The 24,769-nt window shown below is 44.9% G+C and carries 21 protein-coding genes; 9 read left to right on the top strand and 12 right to left on the bottom strand.

All coding sequences use genetic code 11. The annotated features are described in order from the left end of the window. Both R2S67_RS01350 and R2S67_RS01345 read right to left on the bottom strand, forming a co-directional pair. The gene (locus tag R2S67_RS01350) at nt 1-1,632 is read right to left on the bottom strand and encodes an ABC transporter ATP-binding protein (protein ID WP_317341780.1); all 1,632 of its coding nucleotides are present in this window, start codon (nt 1,630-1,632) and stop codon (nt 1-3) included. Between the two features lie 86 nt (nt 1,633-1,718). After that, nucleotides 1,719-2,216, bottom strand: a complete 498-nt coding sequence (locus tag R2S67_RS01345) for a hypothetical protein (RefSeq protein ID WP_317341779.1) — start codon at nt 2,214-2,216, stop codon at nt 1,719-1,721. Nucleotides 2,217-2,403: 187 nt separating this feature from the next. On the opposite strand from R2S67_RS01345, the gene R2S67_RS01340 reads away from it, so the two are divergent. From R2S67_RS01340 to R2S67_RS01330, 3 genes are all read left to right on the top strand, one after another. Further along, complete coding sequence (locus R2S67_RS01340; RefSeq protein ID WP_268845466.1) at nt 2,404-4,764, top strand: Lon protease family protein; 2,361 nt, start codon at nt 2,404-2,406, stop codon at nt 4,762-4,764. Nucleotides 4,765-5,058: 294 nt separating this feature from the next. Continuing rightward, complete coding sequence (locus R2S67_RS01335; RefSeq protein ID WP_005394881.1) at nt 5,059-6,687, top strand: methyl-accepting chemotaxis protein; 1,629 nt, start codon at nt 5,059-5,061, stop codon at nt 6,685-6,687. A 397-nt stretch (nt 6,688-7,084) separates the two neighbouring features. Continuing rightward, nucleotides 7,085-8,044: a porin gene (locus R2S67_RS01330; RefSeq protein WP_005394882.1), complete on the top strand. Its 960-nt coding sequence runs from the start codon at nt 7,085-7,087 to the stop codon at nt 8,042-8,044. A 122-nt stretch (nt 8,045-8,166) separates the two neighbouring features. Here R2S67_RS01330 and R2S67_RS01325 read toward each other — a convergent pair whose 3' ends face one another. Then, on the bottom strand, nt 8,167-8,913 hold the full coding sequence (locus R2S67_RS01325; protein WP_043884593.1) for a flagellar brake protein: 747 nt from the start codon (nt 8,911-8,913) through the stop codon (nt 8,167-8,169). A 127-nt stretch (nt 8,914-9,040) separates the two neighbouring features. Between R2S67_RS01325 and R2S67_RS01320 the strand changes: the two genes are divergently transcribed. Then, nucleotides 9,041-9,316, top strand: coding sequence for a GNAT family N-acetyltransferase (locus R2S67_RS01320; RefSeq protein WP_006741945.1), 276 nt, complete (start codon nt 9,041-9,043; stop codon nt 9,314-9,316). Between the two features lie 2 nt (nt 9,317-9,318). Beyond that, nucleotides 9,319-10,293, top strand: coding sequence for an ecdysteroid 22-kinase family protein (locus R2S67_RS01315; protein WP_301579098.1), 975 nt, complete (start codon nt 9,319-9,321; stop codon nt 10,291-10,293). A gap of 43 nt (nt 10,294-10,336) precedes the next feature. Here R2S67_RS01315 and R2S67_RS01310 read toward each other — a convergent pair whose 3' ends face one another. Further along, nucleotides 10,337-10,837: a GNAT family N-acetyltransferase gene (locus tag R2S67_RS01310; RefSeq protein ID WP_164665886.1), complete on the bottom strand. Its 501-nt coding sequence runs from the start codon at nt 10,835-10,837 to the stop codon at nt 10,337-10,339. Nucleotides 10,838-11,232: 395 nt separating this feature from the next. On the opposite strand from R2S67_RS01310, the gene napG reads away from it, so the two are divergent. From napG to R2S67_RS01290, 4 genes are all read left to right on the top strand, one after another. Continuing rightward, entirely contained in the window at nt 11,233-12,003 is a 771-nt protein-coding gene (gene napG, locus R2S67_RS01305) for a ferredoxin-type protein NapG (RefSeq protein WP_015313573.1), read from the top strand. Further along, nucleotides 12,003-12,857, top strand: a complete 855-nt coding sequence (gene napH / locus R2S67_RS01300) for a quinol dehydrogenase ferredoxin subunit NapH (protein WP_048625377.1) — start codon at nt 12,003-12,005, stop codon at nt 12,855-12,857. The genes napG and napH overlap by 1 nt, the downstream gene beginning before the upstream one ends. A 203-nt stretch (nt 12,858-13,060) precedes the next feature. Continuing rightward, nucleotides 13,061-14,242 (top strand): MFS transporter, encoded by a 1,182-nt coding sequence (locus R2S67_RS01295; protein WP_005394895.1) that lies wholly within the window; start codon nt 13,061-13,063, stop codon nt 14,240-14,242. 206 nt (nt 14,243-14,448) lie between these two features. Further along, the gene (locus R2S67_RS01290) at nt 14,449-14,730 is read left to right on the top strand and encodes a YrhK family protein (protein WP_317341777.1); all 282 of its coding nucleotides are present in this window, start codon (nt 14,449-14,451) and stop codon (nt 14,728-14,730) included. 124 nt (nt 14,731-14,854) lie between these two features. Here R2S67_RS01290 and R2S67_RS01285 read toward each other — a convergent pair whose 3' ends face one another. The 8 genes from R2S67_RS01285 to R2S67_RS01250 all read right to left on the bottom strand — a co-directional run bounded on the left by R2S67_RS01285 (nt 14,855) and on the right by R2S67_RS01250 (nt 24,758). Continuing rightward, a complete protein-coding gene (locus R2S67_RS01285) occupies nt 14,855-15,694 on the bottom strand; it encodes an energy-coupling factor transporter transmembrane component T (protein ID WP_317341776.1) in 840 nt (279 codons plus the stop codon). After that, on the bottom strand, nt 15,691-17,430 hold the full coding sequence (locus R2S67_RS01280; protein WP_317341775.1) for an ABC transporter ATP-binding protein: 1,740 nt from the start codon (nt 17,428-17,430) through the stop codon (nt 15,691-15,693). The genes R2S67_RS01285 and R2S67_RS01280 overlap by 4 nt, the downstream gene beginning before the upstream one ends. Nucleotides 17,431-17,436: 6 nt before the next feature. Beyond that, nucleotides 17,437-17,985, bottom strand: coding sequence for an ECF-type riboflavin transporter substrate-binding protein (locus R2S67_RS01275; protein ID WP_005375133.1), 549 nt, complete (start codon nt 17,983-17,985; stop codon nt 17,437-17,439). A gap of 337 nt (nt 17,986-18,322) precedes the next feature. Continuing rightward, nucleotides 18,323-19,453 (bottom strand): HlyD family secretion protein, encoded by a 1,131-nt coding sequence (locus R2S67_RS01270; RefSeq protein WP_005394904.1) that lies wholly within the window; start codon nt 19,451-19,453, stop codon nt 18,323-18,325. Beyond that, nucleotides 19,453-19,833, bottom strand: coding sequence for a DUF3302 domain-containing protein (locus R2S67_RS01265; protein WP_006741936.1), 381 nt, complete (start codon nt 19,831-19,833; stop codon nt 19,453-19,455). The genes R2S67_RS01270 and R2S67_RS01265 overlap by 1 nt, the downstream gene beginning before the upstream one ends. A gap of 243 nt (nt 19,834-20,076) precedes the next feature. Further along, nucleotides 20,077-21,660 carry a GGDEF domain-containing protein gene (locus R2S67_RS01260; protein ID WP_317341773.1) on the bottom strand — a complete coding sequence of 528 codons (1,584 nt, stop codon included), beginning with the start codon at nt 21,658-21,660 and terminating at the stop codon, nt 20,077-20,079. Then, nucleotides 21,644-23,128 carry a tetratricopeptide repeat protein gene (locus tag R2S67_RS01255; protein ID WP_047009573.1) on the bottom strand — a complete coding sequence of 495 codons (1,485 nt, stop codon included), beginning with the start codon at nt 23,126-23,128 and terminating at the stop codon, nt 21,644-21,646. The genes R2S67_RS01260 and R2S67_RS01255 overlap by 17 nt, the downstream gene beginning before the upstream one ends. A gap of 160 nt (nt 23,129-23,288) precedes the next feature. Further along, nucleotides 23,289-24,758, bottom strand: a complete 1,470-nt coding sequence (locus R2S67_RS01250; protein WP_005394913.1) for a hypothetical protein — start codon at nt 24,756-24,758, stop codon at nt 23,289-23,291. Between the last annotated feature and the right edge of the window lie 11 nt (nt 24,759-24,769).

The raw sequence follows: 24,769 nt of genomic DNA, 5'->3' as shown, positions 1-24,769 counted from the left end.
CTAAGCCGCATTGTGCTGATTTTCACTGTTTTCAAGATCAAATGAGGCATCTATCAGTTTTTTCGTGTAGTCATTTTTAGGGTTTTGGAAAATATTTTCGGCCGTACCTTGTTCCATGACCTCGCCCTTTTGCATGACTAGAACACGATCAGAGAGTGCTTTAACTACTGATAGATCGTGGCTAATAAACAAGTAGCCAATATTATGCTTTTTCTGCAAATCTTTCAGAAGGTCAATCACTGTCAGTTGCACCGAGCGGTCTAATGCAGAGGTTGGCTCATCAAGCAGAATAAACGAAGGTTCAAGGATCAGTGCTCGCGCGATAGCAATACGCTGACGCTGGCCTCCCGAAAACTCGTGCGGATAACGGTTGATGGACGCGGGATCTAAGCGAACCTCTCGAAGCACGTCGCGTGCTTTCTGCATACGTTCTTTTTTACTCAACATTGGCTGGTGGACAGTTAATCCTTCTGTGATGATCTCACCGATAGTCATACGAGGAGAAAGCGAACCATAAGGGTCTTGGAACACCATCTGAACGTCTTTTTTCAGCTCAAAACGTTCTTTGTTTGTTAGCAAAGCCATATCTTGGCCTTTATATTCTATTTTACCTGTGGATGGTAGGAGGCCTATCAGTGCGCGGCCGAGGGTAGACTTGCCTGAACCGGATTCCCCAACAATCCCGAGTGTTTCCCCTTGTTTGAGCTCAAGAGAAATGCCTTTTACGGCTTCGAAGTACTCATTTTTACTGGCAATAAAATGCGACTTTATCAAGAATTTGACTCGTATATCGTCAGCTTTTAATAGTTGTGTAGCACTCTCGCTAATAGGGTCCTTACTGCCTTTTGGAATAGAGTTGATCAGCATACGTGTGTATTCGTGTTTTGGGTCTTCGAAGAGTGTTTGCGTTTCGCCTTCTTCGACGACTTCCCCTTTACACATCACAATGACACGGTCGGCAAAGTGTTTTACAACGCCTAAATCATGAGTAATAAAAAGTATCGCCATGCCCATCTGAGCCTGAATTTCTTTAATCAGGTGCAGCACTTCTGCTTGAACCGTGACATCTAACGCGGTGGTTGGTTCGTCGGCAATCAAAATATCGGGTTCGTTAATCAGTGCCATTGCAATCATGATGCGTTGTAACTGACCGCCAGAAAACTCGTGCGGATATTTGCTGTACGCTTTCTCTGGCTCTGGCATGTCAACCAGTTCAAACAGCTCTAACACTCTCGCTTTGGCTTTCCGTCTATCCACTGGACGGTGGCACATGATGGCCTCAGCGACTTGGATCCCCACCCGCATGTATGGATTCAATGAGGTCATCGGCTCCTGAAAAATCATACCGATACGATCACCGCGAATACTTTGCATTTCACGCTCCGTTTTATCCAAGATGGAGCTACCCTCAAACATGATGGATGAGTCCGTATGCAAAATAGCGTTGTCTGGCAATAGTTTCATCAGTGCATTGGTTGATACTGACTTGCCAGACCCAGACTCGCCAACGATGGAAAGCGTCTCGCCTGCTTTTAAATCGAAGCTAACATTCTTTACTGCATCGACGATCCCATCGTTTGTCGTAAAGCTGACCGATAGGTTATTCACCGAAAGAATGGTTTTAGAAGACATCACAGATCCTTGTGGTTGATAAAGCAAATGAAACACAAGCAATGGGCTGCGCTAAGTCTGGCAGACCTCAATGCTTGGGCTTTAGATTAATTATAAAGGTGAGAAGGCGAAGACTTTGCCGAACTCATCGCTTGCAAATGCAAAAACTGCTCATGTGCGCGCGTCACATGGTCTAGCTCAATCATCCATTGAGCATTGCGTTGAGCAGAGCAAAATGCCGCCATATGAGCTAACAAGTCCTCACTTTGTTGACCAAGTAAATGACCCACACGCTCAACAAGTTCATGATTCTCTAATTGCAAGAATTGGAATAGTGCGTACGTTTGATTGAGTGTTGAAAAAGCATCGCGCTGTAATCCGAGTTTGTTGAGAATCTCCGATTGTGCAACGCACGCATCTCTCAGCCCGGTGATAAGACAGACAAACTGACAAGGTTTGGTGTGAGCATTTTCGAGCGCCGAATGAATGTGGTTGGGTAGATTGCTGAGTACATCGTCGTATAAACGATGTGCCTCGGGCCAGTGGCCTTGTTCCATCAATTGCTCTGCTTTCAAGTAGCGCATCCAGCATTGCTCAATATTCATGTCCATCTCCACAAGAGTTGATTTGTTTTGATATTAAATGAAATTGATTATCAATTGCAAGTGCGTATTAATATCACTTTTGTGCTCATAAAATGTCCAATCAAACTAGGGTGGAAGGTAAATCACTTAAAATTAAGCAAATAATCTCTACACTCAAATGACGAAAATAAGAAAAAAGGAAGTGGATATGGCAATACTAAGATTGGAAGCTAAGCAGCTATATTCTGTAGCAGATCTAGAGAATATGCCATGTAAGTCGACCAAGGAGTTACCTCCAATTGATGAGATTGTGGGCCAAGAGCGCGCGCAAAAAGCGGTCGAGTTTGCGATGTCCATCAAAGAGAAAGGGTATAACATCTACGCCATTGGTCAGAATGGGCTAGGTAAACGCACCATGATCCTGCGCTATCTGAATCGTCACCAGCACGATGCAGCAGCCTTGTTTGATTGGTGTTACGTTGCGAACTTTGAAGATACCCGCACACCCATGGTGTTGAAGCTGCCTTGTGGTATCGGGAATAAGTTACGTGTTGATATTGAAGCCTTAATGGGCAAACTACTGAATGCTTTACCCCTAGCGTTCGACAATGAAATGTACTTTAGCCGAGCTGAGCGATTAAAAAACCAATTGGCGGCGAAGCAACAAAACGAGCTGGACCGCATTAGCCGAGAGGCAAAAGAGAAAGGCATTAGCTTGACGCTTACCACACAAGGCGATTATCAGTTTGTCGCCATGAATGGTGATGAGCTTCATACGGAAGAGTCTTTTGATGCACTAAGTAAGAAAGAGCAAGAGCAGTTCAGCGATGCCATTGATGAACTCGAAGTACGATTACGTTCGATGGTTCGTGAACTCACAGAGTGGGAAGAAACTTACAGCGACAAAATCAAAAAGCTTAATGATGAAGTGACGCTCGATGTGATTACTCACTTCATTAAAAAGCTCAAAGTGGATTACGCGGAATATTCTGAAGTCAAAACGTACTTAACTGAGCTGCAAAAAGATATTGTTGAAAACGCAGATATCTTCCTTGATCAAAGTGGTGAGCAAGGCGAAATTGCAACGGCGTCGTTGGATAAAAAATTGCCACGTCGTTATAAAGTGAACGTCTTGGTAAGCCGCAACAGCAGTGACTTTCCTATCGTTGTTGAAGAAAACCCCAATTACCATTCGCTCTTCGGTTCGATTGAGACAGCCACTTTCAAGGGAACCGTGTTTACCGACTTTTCGCTGATTCGTGCGGGGAGTTTGCATAAGGCGAATGGCGGCGTTCTGTTAATGGATGCACAGAAAGTGCTTGAACAGCCTTACGTTTGGGATGGTTTGAAGCGCGCACTGCGTGCTCGTCAATTGAGCTTTACCTCCCTAGAAAAAGAAGTGACATTGACAGGGGCGGTATCACTCGATCCCGAGCCTATCCCGCTCGATATTAAAATCATTCTGTTTGGTGACTACCGAACTTATCAATTGCTGCAGCATTACGATCCAGAGTTCAGTGAGTTGTTCCGAGTGACAGCGGATTTTGAAGATGAGATGAAGCGAACGCCAGAGTCGGAACTGCACTATGCGCGCTTTATTTCTAGCGTCGTGAACGATAACAACATGCTGCACTGTGATAGAAAGTCCATGGGACGGATTATCGAATACAGTTCACGCTTGTCTGGTGATCAAACCAAGCTATCACTCCACTCTGCCAATATTGCGAATTTATTACGTGAGTCAAACTACGTTGCTCGTCAAGCCAACTCCAACATGATCCGTATCGGTCATGTGGAAGAGGCGCTCAAGAACCAAGAAATGCGAGTGAGCCGATTACGCGACAACGTGATGGAAACGTTTGTTAACGGTACAACCTTGATTCGCACTGAAGGGAAGGCTATCGGTCAAGTGAATGCCCTCTCGGTATTAAGTACCAGCGACTACATGTTTGGCGCGCCGAATCGCATCACCGCGACGACGTGTTACGGCGATGGGGATGTTATCGATATCGAACGCAGTGTGGATTTGGGCGGCAGTATTCACTCTAAAGGCGTGATGATTCTATCGGCCTACTTGTCTTCCGTGTTTGGTAAAACGGCGCGAGTACCATTAACCACAACGATTACGTTTGAGCAATCTTATGGTGGTGTCGACGGTGATAGTGCCAGCATGGCTGAGCTATGTGCTGTAGTGTCTGCTTTTTCAAAGCAACCAAACCGACAAGACATTGCGATTACAGGCTCGATGAATCAGTTTGGTGAAGCTCAGCCGATTGGTGGTGTGAACGAAAAAATTGAAGGCTTTTACGATGTGTGTGTGATTAAAGGTCGTCATGAAGGGCAGGGGGTCATTATCCCGCAATCTAATGTTCATAACTTGATGCTCCGTTCCGACATCGTGAAAGCAGTAGAAAAAGGTGAGTTTAATATTTGGGCGATTGATCATGTTACTGAAGCCATCGAGCTGTTCACGGGGAAAGTCGCCGGTGAGCCAACCGATGAAGGTTCTTATCCAATAGATACGATTTTTGGCCTTGCTCAAGCTAAGCTCAATTCGTTGAGAAAATAGCCTAAAACCGCCCTAAATGTGAATGTATCTCATCATAAGTGATCACAATTTATCATAACGACAATATCCCGACACTACTGTCGGGATATTGTCAATAACAGATTGAAAATGGGGACTTTTTGTACTAGACAAAAGTGTGATCGACCTCTAATATTCGCCACTTGTTTATTCGTCTGGGAACTTTCCCGTCGCAAGGAAGCATAGATATTCAAATAACCGAAATGCAGCTTCAGTATTGAGAGTTGCTTGAGTTCGTTTGGATATAGGCATCACGCATACAACTGAGGTCCAGTCATGCAGTTATCACTGAAAAATTTGTCAGTACGAACGCAAATTTTGGTTCCGGTATTATTTACCGCGATTGTTTTGTTTATTGCTTTGTGGATTACTAAAAACAATCTTCAAGCTGAGCAAGATGTTATTGCTTCCAACCAAGAGTCTTTGGTTTTCCATAAAGACACTTTGGCGCGTATTGACGATGAAATTTATCCACTTCGTATTACAGCGGTTTACGCTATCTACGACGCTTCCCGTCGTGAAAATTTTCTTAATGAATTGAAAGAAGGCTTAAAGCAGGTTGAAGCTGATTTAAGTGCGATTGAAGCTCGTAATCTGTTTCGTGAAGATGCGATTAAAGTTCGCCAAGCGATCGAAGCCTATGTTCGATATTCAGAGCGCTCAGTGGCTTTCTTTAACCAGTACGATCAAGGCTTGAAGTCGGACAGTGAGTACCGTGCATTCATTAAAGAGTACCGTAATGTTGGCCGAGAAATGGTTCAACAAATCAATACTCTGTCGAAGCATGTGAATGACCAAGCAGAGCAGTCAACCATAAGAAGCCATCAACAGAATGAGCGTGTACAAAACAACGCTATGCTGACAGTTCTTGCGGTATTTGCATTCTCATTGGTCGGGGCGTGGATCTTATCAGGCATGATTGTTACGCCTATTCAAAAACTTCAAGAAGTGATGCGTCAGTTGGCAATGGGCAACTTATCAGTTCGCGCAGATGTAGATGGTGATAACGAAATTGCGAAGCTGAGCAAAGATGTTAACCAAACAGCAGAACAGCTTTATAACACGGTCGACCAGCTTACTCGCATCAGTGAAGAGGTTGCATCGGCATCGACTGAGCTTGCCGCAGTAATGACGCAAGCAGAAGCGAATGCTCAGCTAGAGCTAGCCGAGATCGAACAAGTCGCATCGGCTGTTAATGAACTTGCTAGCACGGCAAACAACGTGAGCGATAACGCAACGTCTGCGGATTCGACAGCTCGCGAAGCTGATGGTCTTGCGCAATCAGGTCTGGCTATCTTCCAAGAGAGCGCAGAAGCAAGCGCACAGATGTCTCAGGCATTGAACGATGCAGCGCAAGTCGTACTGCGTTTAAAAGAGCAGTCGGTTCAGATCAACGACGTTATTGAAGTGATTCGCGGTGTCTCTGAGCAGACCAACTTACTCGCATTGAACGCTGCGATTGAAGCTGCGCGTGCTGGTGAGTCTGGTCGTGGTTTTGCGGTTGTTGCGGATGAAGTACGTATGCTCGCGGCACGCACGCAAGACTCGACTCAAGAGATCCAAACGATTATTGAAGAACTTCAAGCGCAGTCTGGGCTTGCGAATGACAGCATGCAAGTCAGCCTTGACATGCTCAGTCGTAACAACGAACTGACGCAACAAGCGAATGAGGCATTGGTTGGTATTACCGAGTCGGTAGCCAACATTAACGATTCAAACACGCAAGTGGCAACCGCAGCCGAAGAGCAGTCTCAAGTCACTCAAGACATCAACCGCAACGTGGTTAACATGTCTGAACTGGTTAACCAGAATGTGGCGGGTATTAGTCAAAGCGCAAGCGCGAGTACTGAGCTTTCATTACTTGCAGAGAAGCAAAAAGAGCAATTGAGCTTCTTTAAGCTTTAATTCGCTATTCGCCTAACAAAATGTATAAATCCCTGAGCTATTGCTTGGGGATTTTTTGTTTGTGAGAAACTGATTTAAAATCAGGAAGTCTATCTAAAACAGTCATTTAGTGAAAATATTTTGCGAGCAAAATCACATATAATGAGATTGTTTTTACGTTTTTCGCGTCAATTTTTTTTTGACACGAACGATTTTTTTACCTCAACCGATAACTTGATGGTTGAGAGGTATTCATATCGTCATTTTACTTGGTGTTTTCTTCTATAAGTGCTGTTTATTCAACGCGTTGCGTGAAAAATAACAGCTGCTACTATGCCGCCAGTTTTCTCGTTGGTACAGAAAAGTCCTGTTTTTCTGGTGAGAAAACACATATAAAACAATGATATGGAAAATAACAATGAAATTAAAAACTTTAGCTGTAGCAGTGGCGCTAATGGCATCAGGATCTCAAGTTGTCGCTTCAGAACTATACAACCAAGATGGCACTTCTCTTGAGATGGGCGGCCGCGCTGAAGCGCGTCTTTCTATGATGGATGGTAAGGCAAAAGACCGTACTCGCATCCGTCTTAACTTCCTAGGCAAACAGGAAATCAATGAAAACCTATACGGTGTTGGTTTTTGGGAAGGTGAGTTCGAAACAAAAGAAGAAGGTGCCGTAGATAACAACAGTGATCTTGAAACTCGTTACGCTTACGCAGGCCTAGGCGGTAAATACGGTGAAGTAACTTACGGTAAAAACGACGGTGCATTATTCGTTCTTACTGACTTTACCGATATTATGGCTTACCACGGTAACACTGCAGCACTTAAGCTGCCTGTATCTGACCGTACAGATAACATGCTTTCTTACAAAGGCCAATTCGAGCAACTAGCTGTACGTGCTAGCTACCGCTTTGCTGATCGCACAACAGATGCAAAAGGTTTTACAGACAACGAGGAAGATGGCTTCTCTCTATCTGGTATCTACGCATTTGCTAATACTGGTATTGAACTAGGTGCTGGTTATGCAGACCAAAACGATAGTGATGAGTTCATGCTTGCTGCTGCATACTCTGTAGGTGATTTCTACTTCGCTGGTAACTACACAGGCGCAGACGTGGATGTTGCAGGTGAGTCTGCGGATTACAAAGGCTACGAACTAGCTGCATCATACACTATGGGTCAAACTGTATTTACTTCTACGTTCAACAAAGGTGAGCTAGAAGATGCTGATACTGTAGAAAACCTAGCTGTTGATGTTACTTACTACTTCAAGCCTAACTTCCGTGGCTACGCATCATACAACTTCGATCTAATGGATAACGAAGGCGCTGATGAAAAAGATGAACTAGCGCTAGGTCTACGTTACGACTTCTAAGTCGAAACTGTTATCTAAGATTCTGCCTTATTCTTAGTAAACAAAACCCCTTACTTTACAGTAAGGGGTTTCTTGTTTTCCGGGTATCAAAACTGGTCGCTACTTGGTGCTCGTTATCAAAGCTACCTTTTTAGTGTGAGTTTAGTCCCATCAAATTTTAGGTGACTCAGGAGACTTTTAGCGTTGGTTTTACCAACCTCATCAAACTCCATTCCATAGCGAGCATGGTGTGTCGATTTTTGTAAGTTACAAATACGACCTCTCAATGGCGCGAGCATGTGGCTTTCACCGGGCATGGTTAGGTCCAATGAAACGCGATCACCAACCTGAAGTGGTCGGCTCATTGGTGATGTCACAAAGCGGCACCCACTACGAGACAAATCTCTTATCTCGCATTCAGTTCGATAGGCCTCTAAACAAACGCGCGCCCTCAAATTCACTTCGTAACGTACTTCTTTACGAAGCTGAAAGACCTGCATGGTGTTAGGTAGACTTAGCACTAAAATTGGATACGGGTCGCCGAGTCGGTGCTGCAATTGCGCCCGAAATGGAATGACAGCACCTTCCCCTCGATGAGAGTACGCTTTTACATTGATCCAAAAGCCTTCTTGAAAATAGAATTTCAAGTCCTCATCGGAGATGTTCGGAACCTCTATCAATGCGGTATTATTTGAGTGACAGCCGACAAATGTGCTGGTTGTAATAAACTTGGTACCAACAGGTGTCGTGACGTTTAAACTTACTTCACTGCCATGTTCGACCATTGCCATTGCATCGGTGCTATTTAGTGTACTTGCCTGACGTTCGGGTGCCTTCTTGCTTTGCAGAGGTAGTTTGCCGTCTCTGGCAATAGGGCTCATATTTCTCATTATTATTGTCGTACCTGATTTGAGAAGGTAAGGGCGTGAAGTGACACAGCACTTCCGCATGGTGTTGATTCTATTCAGTGATATAGTTTGATTCAATCAATCCGTAACAAAAATTAGAGAGCAAGATATGCATAAAGTAACTCATGAAGTTGAAAACAACACATTTTGGGTTGATTTAGAACAAGGTTATAAAGCCAAGGTGGTTTATCAGCTTGAGAATAATGTCATGCACATCACATCAACCGTAGTTCCTGAAGCATTACGAGGTAAAGGGTACGGAAAAGTGATGATGGAAGCGGTATTGCCAGAAATTGAGGCACTCGGTTATCAAATCAAACCAGTCTGTCCATATGTCATTCATTATATGGAGAAAAACCAAGCGTGGTCACATCTGCTTGCATGATGATGAACGACAACCACCAACGTTACCAAAGCATTGGCCAGGAGCTAAAGCTCGGGAATTATCAATCGGTAGAAGTCATACAATCGCTATGGGGAGGCTATGGTGAGTTAGTCCGAGTTACTTATTCAACTTGTTCGGTGATCATTAAGCATGTAAAACTCCCTAAGCCTTCAGAGCATCCAAGAGGTTGGAATACTGACCGATCTCACCAAAGAAAGCTGCACTCTTATCAGGTGGAAGTGAATTGGTATACGCATTTTTCCAGAGAGGTGAGCACTCGCTGCCGAGTACCACAAGGTCTAAAAACATTCCAATCGGAGAATGAATGGCTAATTGTGATGGAAGACCTCGCCGAGGCGGGCTTTCCAAAAGTCATCACCGATGCAAAGCTAGAGCATCTACGAGCCTGCCTTGCTTGGTTGGCGAACTTTCATGCGCGTTACATCGGTGTTCGCTCGGATAAGCTGTGGCATATCGGCACGTATTGGCACTTGGCAACCAGACCTGATGAGCTTGAGGTGCTGCAAGACACCGAGCTAAAAAATGCCGCTCAATTAATTGATCAAACGCTTTCGCAAGCCAAGTTCAAGACGCTTGTACACGGTGATGCCAAATTGGCTAACTTCTGTTTTGATCGAGAAGAATCAAGCGTTGCTGCGGTCGACTTTCAATACGTTGGACATGGTTGTGCGATGAAAGACGTAGCACTGTTCATGAGCAGCGCCGTCAAGCCAGAACGTTGTGCAGAGATGGAAGTTTGGGTTTTGGACACGTATTTTGCTCAGTTGCAACAGGCGTTAATGGTTTATCAGCCGAATCTCGACCCCAATGAAGTCGAGCGCGAATGGCGTCCTTTGTTTGCGGTTGCGTGGGCTGACTTTCAACGATTTGTGAAAGGTTGGAGCCCCGATCACTGGAAGATCAATCCTTACACAGAAGCATTGACTCGCAGAGCGCTGGCTCACTTACGAAAGTGAGTAGAAGTTTAAAAAGAAAAGCCTCCAATTAGGAGGCTTTGATTTACTTTTTACTTGGCCTGATACGTGCCATGTAATAGGTATTGATGAACTCGCCATCTCGGAAGGAGCCATCAATCGCTTCGCCCTCAATTTGAAATCCATGCTTTTTGTACAGGCCAATGGCGGTCTCGTTGTCGGCATTAACTTCTAACTGGATGCGTCTTACATTCAACCAGTTATCCGCCAACTCGATGATGGTTTCAATTAACTTACTTCCCACGCCTAGGCCGTGAAACTGGTCGTGAACGCCAATACCAAACGCGGCCGTGTGCGCCGTTCTTGGACGCTGCGAGTGATGAAAGCCAATGTTACCCACTACTTTACCATCGATTTCAGCGACGTAGCTGTAAACGCCAGCGGGCATATTTGACAATCGTTCTACCCACATTGCGAGCGAAGGTTTTGGGAGTTGCAGGGTTTCACGTTGTGCTTTTGGTTGTGAATAGATTTCTACGAGTGCCGCTGCGTCTTCAACGGTTGTTGGACGTACGATAATTTCCATGCTTCTCTCCTTCGCTTTTTAGTATTAATTTTCAATCTAACCACAGTTCCTTATTTTGGATAGTATTTTTTTAAGTTTGAGAGATAAACACCTTTTAAATTAGGTTGTTATAGCGATGTTTTTCTAAATTTTAGTAGTCATTTATCTTTGAATTTAGCGAATAGATTGCAAAGGCGTTGAATTATTGTACTGAAAATGGCGTGCACGGCAGAGTATCGTGGTGAATTTCATGTTGGAGGAAATAAATGGAATTATTCAAACTGTGACGACGGCACTGTATATCAGTTGACTTGAATCAATTGAGGGTGGAGTTACCTCTTATGAGGTATGGGGAAGAGGTACGTTTAGCGCTATTTATGCTTAACTTGATAAAGGAGTTTCGTTGAGGAAATAGCATGAAATCCTCTCAGTCTAAAACATCGCAAAGTCGGCGTCGATTTTTGCGTGATACTGTCCGAACTGCGGCAGGTGTTGGCGCAGCGGCGTGTGTGTTGGGCTTACAATCGCTGCAAAGCCAAGCTCGAGAAACGAAAGGTGTGCCTATTCGCCCACCCGGTGCTTTGCCAGAAGGCGATTTCGAATCAGCCTGTATTCGATGTGGCTTGTGTGTTCAAGCATGCCCTTACGACACATTGAAACTCGCGACATTACTTTCTCCTGTAGCCACTGGTTCTCCTTACTTTACTGCGCGCGATATTCCCTGCGAAATGTGCGAAGACATTCCTTGTGTTGTCGCTTGTCCGAGTGGGGCGCTGGATCCGAAACTAACCGATATTGATGATGCTCGAATGGGTACAGCGGTTCTTATTGACCATGAAACTTGCCTTAACTGGCAAGGATTACGATGCGACGTTTGTTATCGCGTTTGTCCGCTGATTGATGAAGCCATCACGTTAGAGATGGTTCACAACGACCGAACCGGTTATCACGCCAAACTTATCCCAACAGTGAATTCCGAAGTGTGTACCGGATGCGGTAAGTGCGAACAAGCGTGCGTGTTGGATGTCGCTGCTATTAAAGTCGTCCCGACGGATTTGGCGAAAGGCAAAGTGGGCAGTCACTACAATTTTGGTTGGAAAGAGATCGACAAACCACTCGAAAATATCCTCCCTAGTGAGACGCCTGTGCCGGAAGGTGCGCTTGAATCGCTAAAAGGAGGTAAGTAATGGCAAAGAACTTAGCTCAAAATGCTGGCAAAGAAGCGGTTGAAAAGCTTGGCTGGTGGCGCGCGCATCGGTTTTTGATTTTACGCAGACTATGCCAGCTCACCATCATTGCGCTGTTTATGGCTGGGCCGACATTAGGGGCTCTAACTGGTAACCTCTCATCGAGTATGTTGCTCGATGCAGTGCCGTTAAGTGACCCGTTAATTTTGCTTCAAGCTTTGGCGACAGGGCATGTTCCGGAGTTTAATGCGCTGTTAGGCGTAGTGATTGTCGTGGTGTTCTACGCGATTTTAGCACCGCGCGCATTTTGTGCGTGGGTGTGCCCGTTAAATGTCGTGACAGATTTGGCGGCTTGGCTGCGCAGAAAGCTCAACATTAAAGCGAGCTATCGTTGGTCTCCTACTATTCGTTATTGGCTGATCCCTGTTTTGATGTTGGGTAGTGCTCTGTCTGGCGCGATTCTTTGGACATGGTTAGATCCAGTGGCGGCATTGCATCGCGGATTGGTGTTTGGTATGGGCGCAGGTTGGGTGTTGATCGCACTGGTGTTCGTACTGGATTTACTCTTAGTTGAGCATGGGTGGTGTGGGCACTTATGTCCACTGGGTGCTACCTATGGTGTGATAGGCCGAAAAAGCCTGTTGCGCGTTACTGCTGTTCGCCGCGAAGATTGCACCAAATGCATGGATTGCTTTTACGTCTGCCCAGAACCTGAGGTGCTTCGACAACCATTGAAAGAGGGAGATCGTCGAGTTATGGATCAAAACTGCATTAGCTGTGGCCGCTGTTTGGATGTGTGTCCAGAACATGTGTTTGAATTTAAGAATCGTCTAACAGTAAAGAATATCGATTAAGTTACTGAGCCTCATCACTGGCGTTTTACCTATTTCTCTCGATATTTCAACATCGCGCTTAGCCAAGGAATTGAGTGCGATGTTTATCTTCATAACAATATCCCTATGCAATATCTGCTTGGTTTGGGTTGAAAATAATAATGATATTGCGAATTTGTTACATTTGAAGCTATGATGATGCCTTCATATTTAAAGGAAACATCATGACTACCTCATCGCAAGGCTGGAGAACGCCGCAAAATTTCCTCCTGTTAATTTCCATTATCGTGCCCATTGCTTTTTCTACTTGGATGGCGTTGTTGAACAACTTTGTTATCGAGAAAGCGAACTTTGATGGCGCTGATATCGGTTTACTTCAAAGTGTTAGGGAAGTACCTGGCTTTCTAGCTTTCACTGCGGTATTCGTTTTACTTTTTATCCGTGAACAACGCTTTATGCTCGTCTCTTTGGCGATGCTTACGCTTGGTACGGCATTAACAGGTTATTTTCCCACTTTGTACGGTCTACTTTTTACAACCTTATTGATGTCTACCGGCTTTCATTACTTCGAAACGCTGAAGCAGTCTTTGTCTTTACAATGGCTATCGAAAGAAGAAGCACCGGAAATGTTGGGTAAATTTATTTCTGTTGGAGCTTTGGCTTCTCTGTTTACCTACGGCGCCATTTGGGTTTCGCTCGAACAGCTCAAACTTGATTTTAAAACGGTCTATCTAATGGCAGGTGGTTTAGGTTTTGTGCTTATTTTGGTGATGGCATTTGCTTTCCCTCAATTTAAAACAAAAGTGCCTCAAAACAAGAAACTCATTCTGCGTAAACGTTACTGGTTGTACTATGCGCTCACGTTTATGAGTGGTGCTCGCCGTCAGATTTTCACGGTTTTCGCTGGCTTCTTGATGGTAGAGAAGTTTGGCTACTCTGCCGCAGACATTACGTTGTTGTTTTTGATCAACTATGTCTTTAACTTCTTGTTTGCGAAGCGAATAGGCCGTTTTATCGGCGTTGTTGGTGAGCGCAAAGCGTTGATGTTTGAATACGTCGGTTTGATCTTCGTGTTCGTCGGGTACGGTTTGGTGCAAACGGCAGAGTGGGCGGCAGCATTGTATGTTGTCGATCATTTATTTTTCGCGTTAGCGCTTGCGATTAAAACCTACTTCCAGAAAATTGCCGATCCTGCCGATATGGCGTCGACCGCGGGCGTTGCGTTTACGATTAACCATATTGCGGCGGTTGTAATACCTGTTACGTTTGGTGTCATTTGGCTTGTTTCACCTGCGAGCGTATTTTACATCGGCGCTGGTATGGCAGCAGTGAGCTTGCTGTTGTCACTCAATATTCCAGCGAAGCCGGAAGAAGGCAACGAAACTCGCTTGTTGAAGTGGAGTTAAGTTGGCACTCACTATCTAATCATTAAAGCGAATACCTGTAATTAGACTCGCTAAAAAGGGTGCTTATGCGCCCTTTTCTTTTTATTGCAAATAGATAATCCCTCCAATGGTTGTCAATGCATGCCACGTCCGTTAGGGTTTAGAACTAAGTATTTCGAAATAACTTGGGCATAACTGACGCGAAACAATAAGAGGGGAGCTATACAGTGCAGATACATGGCAGAGAGTTGGATTTAGATCTAGGAAGCCGTCACATCGTTATTCAGCGCCGCTATGAGGCGTTAGGTGCTACAAACGACCTACTCATTGCTATTTGGTTTTTAATTGGTAGCTTTTTCTTTTTGAATGATTCGTTGATTGAAAGTGGTACTTGGCTGTTCATCGTAGGCAGCGCGCAGTTGATCATTAAGCCCCTGATAAAACTGATGAGTTTAGTTCATGTTGGTCGCTTAAATAAGCAACTTTCTGGCACATCAACGAGCCGCTGAGATTACACGCCTATTTTGAGCACCTGCAAGCAAGAGGCTAATGAGCGGGTTATCGAGGGGAAAGAGGGAAACATAACGTGGTCACAACACTAACCACGTTATGTTCAGTTTGAAGCTTTAGAATTTAAAACGGATACCAGAACAGTTGTGTGTCCATAACACGCTTGCTGATCGCAGCAATCACTATAACCGCAATCCCCGCCATGCAGATCATATCGGCTTTGGTAAGTGGTTTTAGGCTGTACCAAGTGCGAGATGAGTGACGGCCAAAACCACGTAGCGTCATCGCGTTTGAGATTTGGTCGGCTCTGTCCAAACTAGAGAAAATCAGAGGGCCAAGAATCTTCGCCACGTTCTTCATACGAGTGAACAACGGAGCCTTCTTACTCAGTTCTACTCCGCGTGATTGTTGCGCGTGCATGATGTTAACAAAGTCCTTTTTCACTTCCGGCAAGTAGCGCAGCGTTAAGCTCACGGCATAGGCGATTTTGTAAGGCACACCCAAGCGGTTCAAGCTGGCTGAAAACTCCGTCGGGTGAGTGGTAAATACAAACACTAACGCGATTGGGAACATGCTGAAGTATTTCAACGTCACTGTTACTAGATAAAACAACGTCTCTTGAGTGAGCGAGTAATTACCGGCTAATGAGAGTAAAACCGTTGATGAGCCAATGAACTCAGTACCTTGTTGCGGTGCTAACGCGAACATAAACAGGGCATTGATCAGTAATACCGTGCCAGTACCGAATAATAGCGGTTTGTAGACATGAAATGGCACTTTGGTCATTTTCAATAAGCCCAAACCAAGCACGATCAACAGTGCAATGATTCGCAAGTCAAACGTGGTCAACACCACCGTTACCCAAGCAATGAAAAGCAAGAACTTAGTAATGCCATTCAACTTATGAAGTGGCGATTGGGTATCGATATAGTTGATACCAAACTTCATCTTATTGTCTTTCATGCCACTGCTTTCTCTGGTTGGTTTACTTCGCTGCTTTTTTGTTGGCGGTGCGCTTTTTCTACATTGATAAAATGCTGCATAAAGCCATTGGTGTCTTCGATGCCAACTTTCGTAGCCAACTCAAACAGACTTGTTGTGGTGAGGTTTGCTTGGTCTATTAGCTCTGGACTGCTGAATACCTGCGTCATTGGTGCATCCGCGACTAATTTACTGTCTGCAATCACGATAGAGCGTGTGGTGTATTCCAGCACTAAATGCATGTCGTGGGAGATGATCATCACGGTTACGCCCAACTCGCGATTGAGCTTTTCGATGAAACTCAGCATTGATGTGTAGTTCCGGTAGTCCTGACCTGCCGTCGGTTCATCAAGGATCAGAAGCTCTGGTTCCAAGACCAAAATTGACGCAATGGTCACGCGCTTTTTCTGGCCGTAGCTCAATGCTTCGATTGGCCAGTGACGGTATTTGCTCAAACCGCACAGCTCAAGGACTTCAAGTACTTTAGCTTCGATCTGTTTCTCTTCAATGCCACGATTACGGAGGCCGAAGGCCACTTCGTCAAAAATCATGTGATGGGAAATCATGTGATTCGGGTTTTGCATCACCACGCCCACTTTCTGGCTGCGCTCGAAGATGGTCAGTTCGTTAAGATCTTGACCATTCATGCTCATTGAGCCGCTATCCGCTTCAATAACGCCCATAATCAGTTTGGTGATGGTCGATTTACCCGAGCCATTTTTGCCAAGTACAGAGACAAACTCGCCACGCTTGATGTCAAAACTCACGTCTTCTAACGCGTTTTTCTCACCGTCGTAAGAATAGGTGAGGCCACGGACTTCAAGCAAAGTCTCGGCTGGCGTTTTAGGTGGTTGTGCTGTTGAACCATCAAACCATGCTTGTACTGCTGGTTTATATTGCTCCAACGGTAAGGTAGTTAAGCTAGAAGGTTTTGCATCGCCCTCAATCGCACAGCCTGCTTCTTTCAGAGCCGAAATATAAAGCGGTTCGCGGATGCCGTAATCTTCTAGCAGAGGCGATGCTAAAATTTCATCTGGCGTTGTATCGGCAATGATTTCGCCGCTTTCCATCAAGATAATACGGTCAACTGAGCGATGCAGAACGTCCTCAAGACGATGCTCAATGATTACGATGGTTTTGCCTGTTTCGCGGTGTAGATCATCGATGATCTCGATGGTTTTTTTACCCGTTTTAGGGTCAAGCGCAGCTAGTGGTTCATCAAACAAAAGGATATCGACGTCATCGACGAGAATGCCCGCCAAAGAAACACGTTGTTTTTGGCCGCCAGATAAATCGTGGGGAGAGCGATCTAACATCTGTTCCAAGTCGACCATTTTGGCCGTGGCTTTGACCAATGGGTACATGTCGATGTTAGAAGTTAGCTGGTTTTCCAGCGCAAATGCGATGTCTTCGCCAATGCTCAAACCGACGAATTGGCTGTCCGTATCTTGCAGTACGGTGCCAACTTGCTCAGTGTATTGGTGCATGTCGAAAGGGGCGGTGTCTTGACCATTGATGGTCAATGTTCCACTGGTTTCCCCTTTGATTGCGTGTGGGATCAGTCCGTTAAGACATTGCCCAAGGGTAGATTTACCACTACCACTTGGACCGATAATGACGATTTTCTCTCCTTTCTCTATCCTTAGATTGATATTTTTTAGCGTCGGTTTGTCCAGCGACTCATATCTAAAAGAGAAGTTAGAAAATTCGATTGTCATTCGACATTAAGCCTCTGTTAAGTTACGGCTTTGCTTGTTACGTTTAGCGACAGACTTAAGAATGAAGAAGCCAACAATAGCAATAAGAATGGTGTTACCGATCGCGATAATTGAAAGCTGGGTAAACACTTTAGTGAACGGTTCTGCGTATAAAATCGTGTCGAGGAATGCAGAGCAACCGTAACCAAATACGTTGCCTAATAGCGCAAGTACTACGAATAACGCGAAGTCTTTCATATTGAAATCGCCTTTCTCTAAACGGTAGCGCGTTAGAGAAGGGAATAGACCGATAATCAAACCAACAATACCTGAACCAAGTACCCAAGTGAGCCATACGCCCCAACCTGCGAATAGGTCAGTGACCCAGTGGCCAATAAAACCAACCAAAAAGCCAACAAGTGGGCCAAATAGTACTGAGAACAATGCTAATACTGCCATGGCTGGTTTTAGCGTTGTGTTTGCAAACACAGGGATGCCAAACATAGGTAAGCCACCGATGCCGTAAAGAGCAGCACCAATTGCAATAACCACAACGGTTTTAGCAGAAAGATTCATAGATAACCTCAGTTCAATGGTCGATTTTAAAGAACGTTCATTTATATTGTTGGAAAGCATTGGTTATTTGATTGTGTAACATATATCCAAAACAACCAAGCTGCTTATTGTTTGCTCTATTTTTCTTCAGGAAATGTGTGATTTGATTCACGTATCCCTTTGACTGGCTTTGTTTTTTAGCAAGCATTAAAAATAAGGCGCGCATTATACAGAATATTGATAAAAGTGGGAATGCTATCTGTCTGGATGGCTAGAATGAAATCGGAGGCTGATTGTCAGCCCCCGATTACACTTTCTGATACTATTTTCATCGATAAATGAATGAGCTAGCTGTTCATTAATGGTCTAGGTACAAATAGTTCTGCCAGCTCTTCATGCGAATCAGCACTTTGCGCATCACTGACACGTGAGTAAAGCTGTCTGAGTAAACGGCGACTTCAACCGCGGTACCCATTGGTAGGTGGTATTCGCTCAAATCGTCCGTGATTTTCAGCTTCGCAAATACACGTCCGCTTGTGCGCAGGGCATCGGTACCAAGCAGAGCACCTCTGGCTTGAATTTGGCTTTCACCAATGGCTGGAATCACGTCGATGACTTCGCCACGGAATACCTTGCCCGGTATCGCACGGAACATAAACTCCGCTTCAAAGCCTGCCTTCAAACGTTGTAGCGAGTTTTGTCTGAACGCCGCGGTGTACGTAATGTCTTCGGTATGCACGAAGGTCATTGCTGGGGCAAGCGGCAATGGCACAGCCATCACACCAGGGCGCAAAGCCAATTGCGTAACGTAACCATCGGTTGGCGCACGAACGACGGTTTGCTCAAGGTTGAACTCTGCTTTACGTAGCTCAGCGAGTAGTTGCGCGACTTGGGTATTCTCACCGCCGATTTCCGACTCTAATGCGATCTGTGCTTGCTCTTGCTGCAAAATGGCAACGTCTAGCATGGCTTCTGCCGCTTTGTACGCTTGGCGTCGAGTATCTAAATCTTGTTCCGTAAACGCGCCGCGATCAAAGCCCCTTTGATATCGGCTAAATTCTCTTTGTGCTTTATCTCTATCGGCTTGCGCTTTCAAAACCGCCGCTTCTGCTTCTCTCAAGTCAGACTCTAAACCCAACGCACCTTGGCTTGCTTCTTTCACTTTCGCTTCAAGGCGTGCGACTTCCGCTTCAAAAGGCACAGGGTCGATTTTGAAAAGAATATCGCCGGTTTTGAGCGGTTGGTTCGCTTGAACGGGCACTTCCACAACGCGGCCACGTACACCAGAGACGATAGGCGTAGTTGGGAACACTTGGTTACCTAACTGAGTAAATGGGTGGTTGTAGTTCATAAGAAGGACGAGTGTGCCCACTAACACTACGCCGCCAAGTACGGCTGTAGGTACAGTCCATTTGTTCAAAGGAATATTAAAGACTTTAAAAATGGCGATACAAAGGGCTGTATAAGTCAGAATCAGCAATAAATCCATTATTCGTCCTCTTTACTTTGTTCAGTCAAAGGCCTTTGCTGAATCTTTTGTTGTTTCAACATCGATACTTCGTTTTTGAGTTCGTTGACTTCGTCGATGAGCTCTTCAAGACGGTGATGAATGTCGTGAGTTTCTTGCTCAAGTTGTTTGAAGCCCCAGCCTCGCTCCTTGCGCCACAATGTTGCCCATATCCATAAAAATGGCCACAGTGCATGTAAAGTGAAAAGGCTAACCCAGCCTGCGTAATGAATTGCGTCTTGATGAGGGTGTTCGCGTTCTTTAGCAATTTCATACGGAATATCATGAATAACGATAATCCCGTAGAAGATCACCAAAGCAACGAAGATGAGTAACCCAAGTGCAAAATAGTCTAGAAACATCTTACCTGCCTGTGCTTGTTACCTAATGGAAAATCTTACGTAAATGAACAGTTTAAGTATTTGTCTTAACTATCGTTCAATCAAGTTATTTTGTACTTGAATTATGTTTATGCGATATCCGTATCGATTGCGATTCGAGGACAATAAGAAGTGAAGGCGACTATATTCAAACTAAGTAGTAATAAAGGAAGGAATGGAGAATAAAAGCCACGGTTATGCCCCAAGTGAAGATTGGGGCATGGTTTAAAGTTCGGTACAGACTTGGTTTCGGCCATTGGCTTTGGCGCGGTACAAGGCTTTGTCGGCGCGATAGAAGGTACGTTGGGTATTCTCTCCTTCTCGATGTAAGGTAATCCCGATCGATACGGTCAACCCCCGCTCGCCAAGAATATCGTCCCAACCATATTGATAAATGCGTTCGCGGTAATTCTCGGCATGCATTTCTGCCCGCTCTAGATTGCTATTCTCTAGAATGACAAGAAACTCTTCACCGCCAAAGCGAACGCAAGAAGCGCCTTTAAATTTGAAGTATCCTGCTAATTCTTGAGACACACGTTTAATCGCTTTGTCTCCAACAAGGTGACTGAGCTCGTCATTGATGGACTTAAAGTGGTCAATATCGATGACCATCAACGCAAATTCAGTATCGTGCAAAAGCAGGTCTTTGAGTTTGACTTCTAACCAACGTCGGTTGTGCAAAGAGGTTAGCGGGTCAGTAAAGACATCTTGCTGTAGTTGAGCGACCGTATTCTTATGTTGTTTGGTGGTTTCCTTGAGTTCTTTGTTTTCAAGTTCTGACAAAATGAGTTTGAGCTGTAGCTCAAAACGAGAAAGTCGACGTAATTGAGTAGAACCCAATTCACCAATTGGAATGTGTTTGACAAGGTCAGATTCAATGCGAAACGCTTTTTTTTCACAGTTTAATGCTTTCTGAAATAACCCTTGAGAAGCGTAAACTTGACTCATTGCGTTGTAAAAATGCTGAGCGACAAGAGGAGAAGAGTGCTTCTGAATTCGTTTACCGATAGAGTCCAACACTAAGTTGGCTAAAGAGATGTGTCCGACACCGTTTAGACAATATGCGGTCTCGATTTTGACCATTGTGGACAACCAGTACGTGGTAGCACTGCCCGTCGTATACTGAACATTCGAGATAGCAAGCAATGCGTTAGGGTAATCCTCTTGCAAACGATGCAGTTTGGCTCGGTAGAGATGAATTTGCGCAGCAAGGTTTTTATCACTGACGAGGATACTTAGCTCTTCACACTCACTCAATAATTCTTGTGCATCTGCGGTACGGTTCAAACTGATGTAACAAGCAAGCATGTAAAGCTTGTAGCGCAGACGTAGGGAGCGACTGCTAATGGCGTGATCGATCGCATCGATTTTTTGGTAATAACGCAAAGCACGATGGTGATCCCAATAGGCATCGCACAAATTTCCCATTCCAATAATAGCCAGTACGTACTCATCAATATAGCCATATTCGACGGCGATATTCGTTGCAGCAACATACTCGGTTAATGCTGCGTTGTAGTCACCTACTTCTACTAAACGATCACTCAAGCTTGCTTTTACAGACAGAATATCTTCTACGTCGTCGGGTAAAACGAGCAACTCAAGGGCTTGTCGTAGTTCTTCGATACTGTCGTTGAGCTGTTTAATTTCTCGTCGATACTCGGCACTAATGATATAGCAATGTGCTTTTTCTCGGTTCGTGGATGCAATATGTAACCCGATGTGCTCCCACAGCGTAATCGCTTCTTCACCAGAGACGGAAGAAGGATCGATGCCTGCGTCAGTCACCTTGCTAAGCAGTTGTTCCATGCTTCATTACCTCAATATAGCTTTCTTCGAGTTGCTCCAAAGTGAATGGGAAGGTCAGGATATCTTGCAAATACAGTATCGGTTTGGGACCTTTTAGCCCGCGACGTTTCCATGGATAGATGTCTAACATTGCCTGAACCGTGCGATAGACATCTTCTGCTGCTTGACCTTTCTCTGCAATTAACATAGCTAGTCTGTCACTGGAAATTCGTGAGATGAGATCACTTGAGGTCGTCAATGCATGAACTAGCTCAGTACAAACATCGAGAAATTCGGGGTTTGCATGCTGAATCATAATGATCGCGTGGTTGGAGCGTTTGAGCTCTGTTTTAAACAGAACTAACTGTTCCCACCAGTAGGTCTCGGACACAACATTAGAAAACTGTTTTTCAGGGTCATATTCATGTTGGGAACGGATACGATTAATCAGCTTACGCGCTCGTTGCTCTAGCTGGCGTTTGGAGCCGCGTGCTTTATCCATACTGACTCGATGAGTCTGTTCTTTGAGCATTTTAAGTGCATGTTTACGGTATTTTTTAAACGCGTTAAACGCTGATTCAAAATCACCTTGCTCTTCAGCGACTCGGGATTGCTGAAAGCAGATCTGACTTAGTAGCTCGCCGTTGTCAAAACTAAGCGCGGACTCTTCTGCTGCGAGTAGTAACTTTGCTGCACTATCCGTATTTTTGCGCAAGAGTTCGAGCCTTGCGCGGCTAATAAACGAGTGTGCCTTCATCCAAATGAGATCATGTTCAATAGCGAGTTTATGGGCCTTTTGTGTGGCTTCTTCTGCGGCATCAAGGCGTTCTAGCCCAAGTAGCGCTAGGCCTTTAAAGTCCCAGATTTCGGCTTGCCATGTGCTGTCATCATGATCTTTTAGTACTTCGGTTGCACCATCCAGCACAGTGAGCATTTCGACAAACTTATTCAGTAAGTAATAGTCCCAAGCCAACAGGATACGAGCTTTGCCTTCCAACCAAGCAATACGGACGTTGTTTGCCACTTTAACCGCCAACTCATGAGTGGAAGCGGCAAGTTGATGCTCATTTGTGATACGCCATACGTTGCCAAGCCCAATTAGAGATTCGATTTGAATTTCAATATCATCAACGAGGGCAGATTGTTCGAGTGCATTAATCCAATATTGTTGGGCTGAGTAATACTTTGCTTGTCCCCAATATTGGAGAGCAAATAAATGAAGAATTTCGGGCAGGTGGTCGTCGGTTTCAAGTTGGGTTTGCTTGCTGTAGGCGTCTTTGACTAGCTTTAAGCCTTGTCGGTAATCCATTAGGCACCAACAGCACTGCGCCATTATCAGCAATGCTCTGATTTCACCATCCACAAATAAAATTTGCTCCGCGCGGATACGGTATTGCTGCGCAATACTGAAGGTGTGTTCAGGGGCCGTTTTTATTTGGCCTTTAAGCTTTTTGAGCTCATCTTCTAGCTGAATTTGGTTTTTATCCAACGTTCACATCCATGACTATCGAACTGGAATTCACACCTAATATTAAGTGGTTAGATGCATGTTTTATTACCAAAACGATGCGGATAACGCTTTGGTAAACGATTAGGTGCCGTAATGTATACTGTCACAGCCCCTAATTACTACATCTAAATGCCAATAGTTACGATAGGAGCTGTTTGATGGTCAAAGGAGCATCAGTGACTTCTAGCCTTTGTGCGGCGGTAAGACCCTGCTTATCCTGATAGCACAAATTATGCCAAGCTCTGAATATATCTAAAAGAGGTAAAATTCCAGCAGGTCGTAATTTGCGACGTGGCTCGTTAATGAAGCTTTCGAAAAGGATCTGGAAGCGATTTTGATAGAACTGCACATGGCGAGTTGTTGCAACGTTAAACCATTTCTCGGGCTCATTTCTATCACCAGCAAGGTAGCAAATGCCTTTGTGGCTTTCGTCTTGAGTGGAGATCGCCCAGCGATCTCGCCACCAGCTCATATAGGCGATATCGACCTTGCCAAAAGGTGTGCTCATGTCCCAATTTGCATCTTCTTCTACGTACATCAAGTCGACATTTTTCTCTTTAATTCGAGACAAACAAACGCTCAGTGCTGCCGAACGTAGCAGGGGATCTTGAGGCATATATAGAGATACACGTTTGTTGGGGCAACACATATCAAGTACATGCAAGTAATGAGCGTATGATGTGTAAGGCGGACGAACTAATGCACCTTTAGATGGGTAATGGAATACGGAAAGATTACCAAGAGGATCTTCCACGTTACCGCGAGCCAAAATGGTTTGGTATTTTTGGTCAATACGCTCACGCAGGAGGTTCGAAGGTTCCGCTGGCGGTTCACTTGCTTCCGCTGTGTACTCTTGGGAAACAAAACGAGAGACCTCGTCGTACGGGTTATGGTCTAGCGTGGCGATTGGCTCTTCATCAGCAGAATAGTTCACATGTTGACAAAGAATATAGCCTGAGTGCGCTTCACCAGAAACAATCCAGTAGACACCATTATTGCTGTTTGGCTGCAATGCAACATAATTTGAGGCCAATTCATAGTGCGTTGCGTGGTTTACCCAACGAGCATCAATAGTGGCTAATTTACGGCGACAGCGACTCGCAATATGATCAACATGATCGTAAAAGGTTTTCGGGTTGATACTGAGTTTTCGGCAGATCTCGCGCACAGAGTAACCAGTAAACAATAAGCCCATTAAATTCTCTTGGAATTGTAGCTTCTTGTTCGCGCCTGACCATTTATCAACAAAGGTACTTTGACACGCTTTACAACGGTAACGTTGACGATCGCCGCTGTAACCGAAAGCGTGGTAGAGGTGTTTATGTGTGTGGACGGATAGTCCAAAGTTCTCGCAATCATCATTGCGGCACGCAGGCAACCCGTCACTGTGGACGTGTCGCAGGCGATGAAGTTCGTTCACGACATCGCGATTGTTAAGTAAGGGGGGGAAAGCTCCACATTCACGGCATACCATCGCCGGACGTTTAGGGTTAGCATGTTGCAGAACGTAACGCTTTGCATCACTCAATCCAAAGTTGTCACACGCCAATGTTTTACAAAAGTTGAGTTGTAACCCATCTGCGTCTTTTGGCAGTTCGCCGTTAGACACAATCGCCCCCT

This window comes from Vibrio sp. T13N, from assembly GCF_032970445.1.
In the GTDB taxonomy this organism is placed as follows: Bacteria; Pseudomonadota; Gammaproteobacteria; order Enterobacterales; family Vibrionaceae; genus Vibrio; species Vibrio diabolicus.
This window is presented reverse-complemented; position numbering and strand designations above follow the sequence as displayed.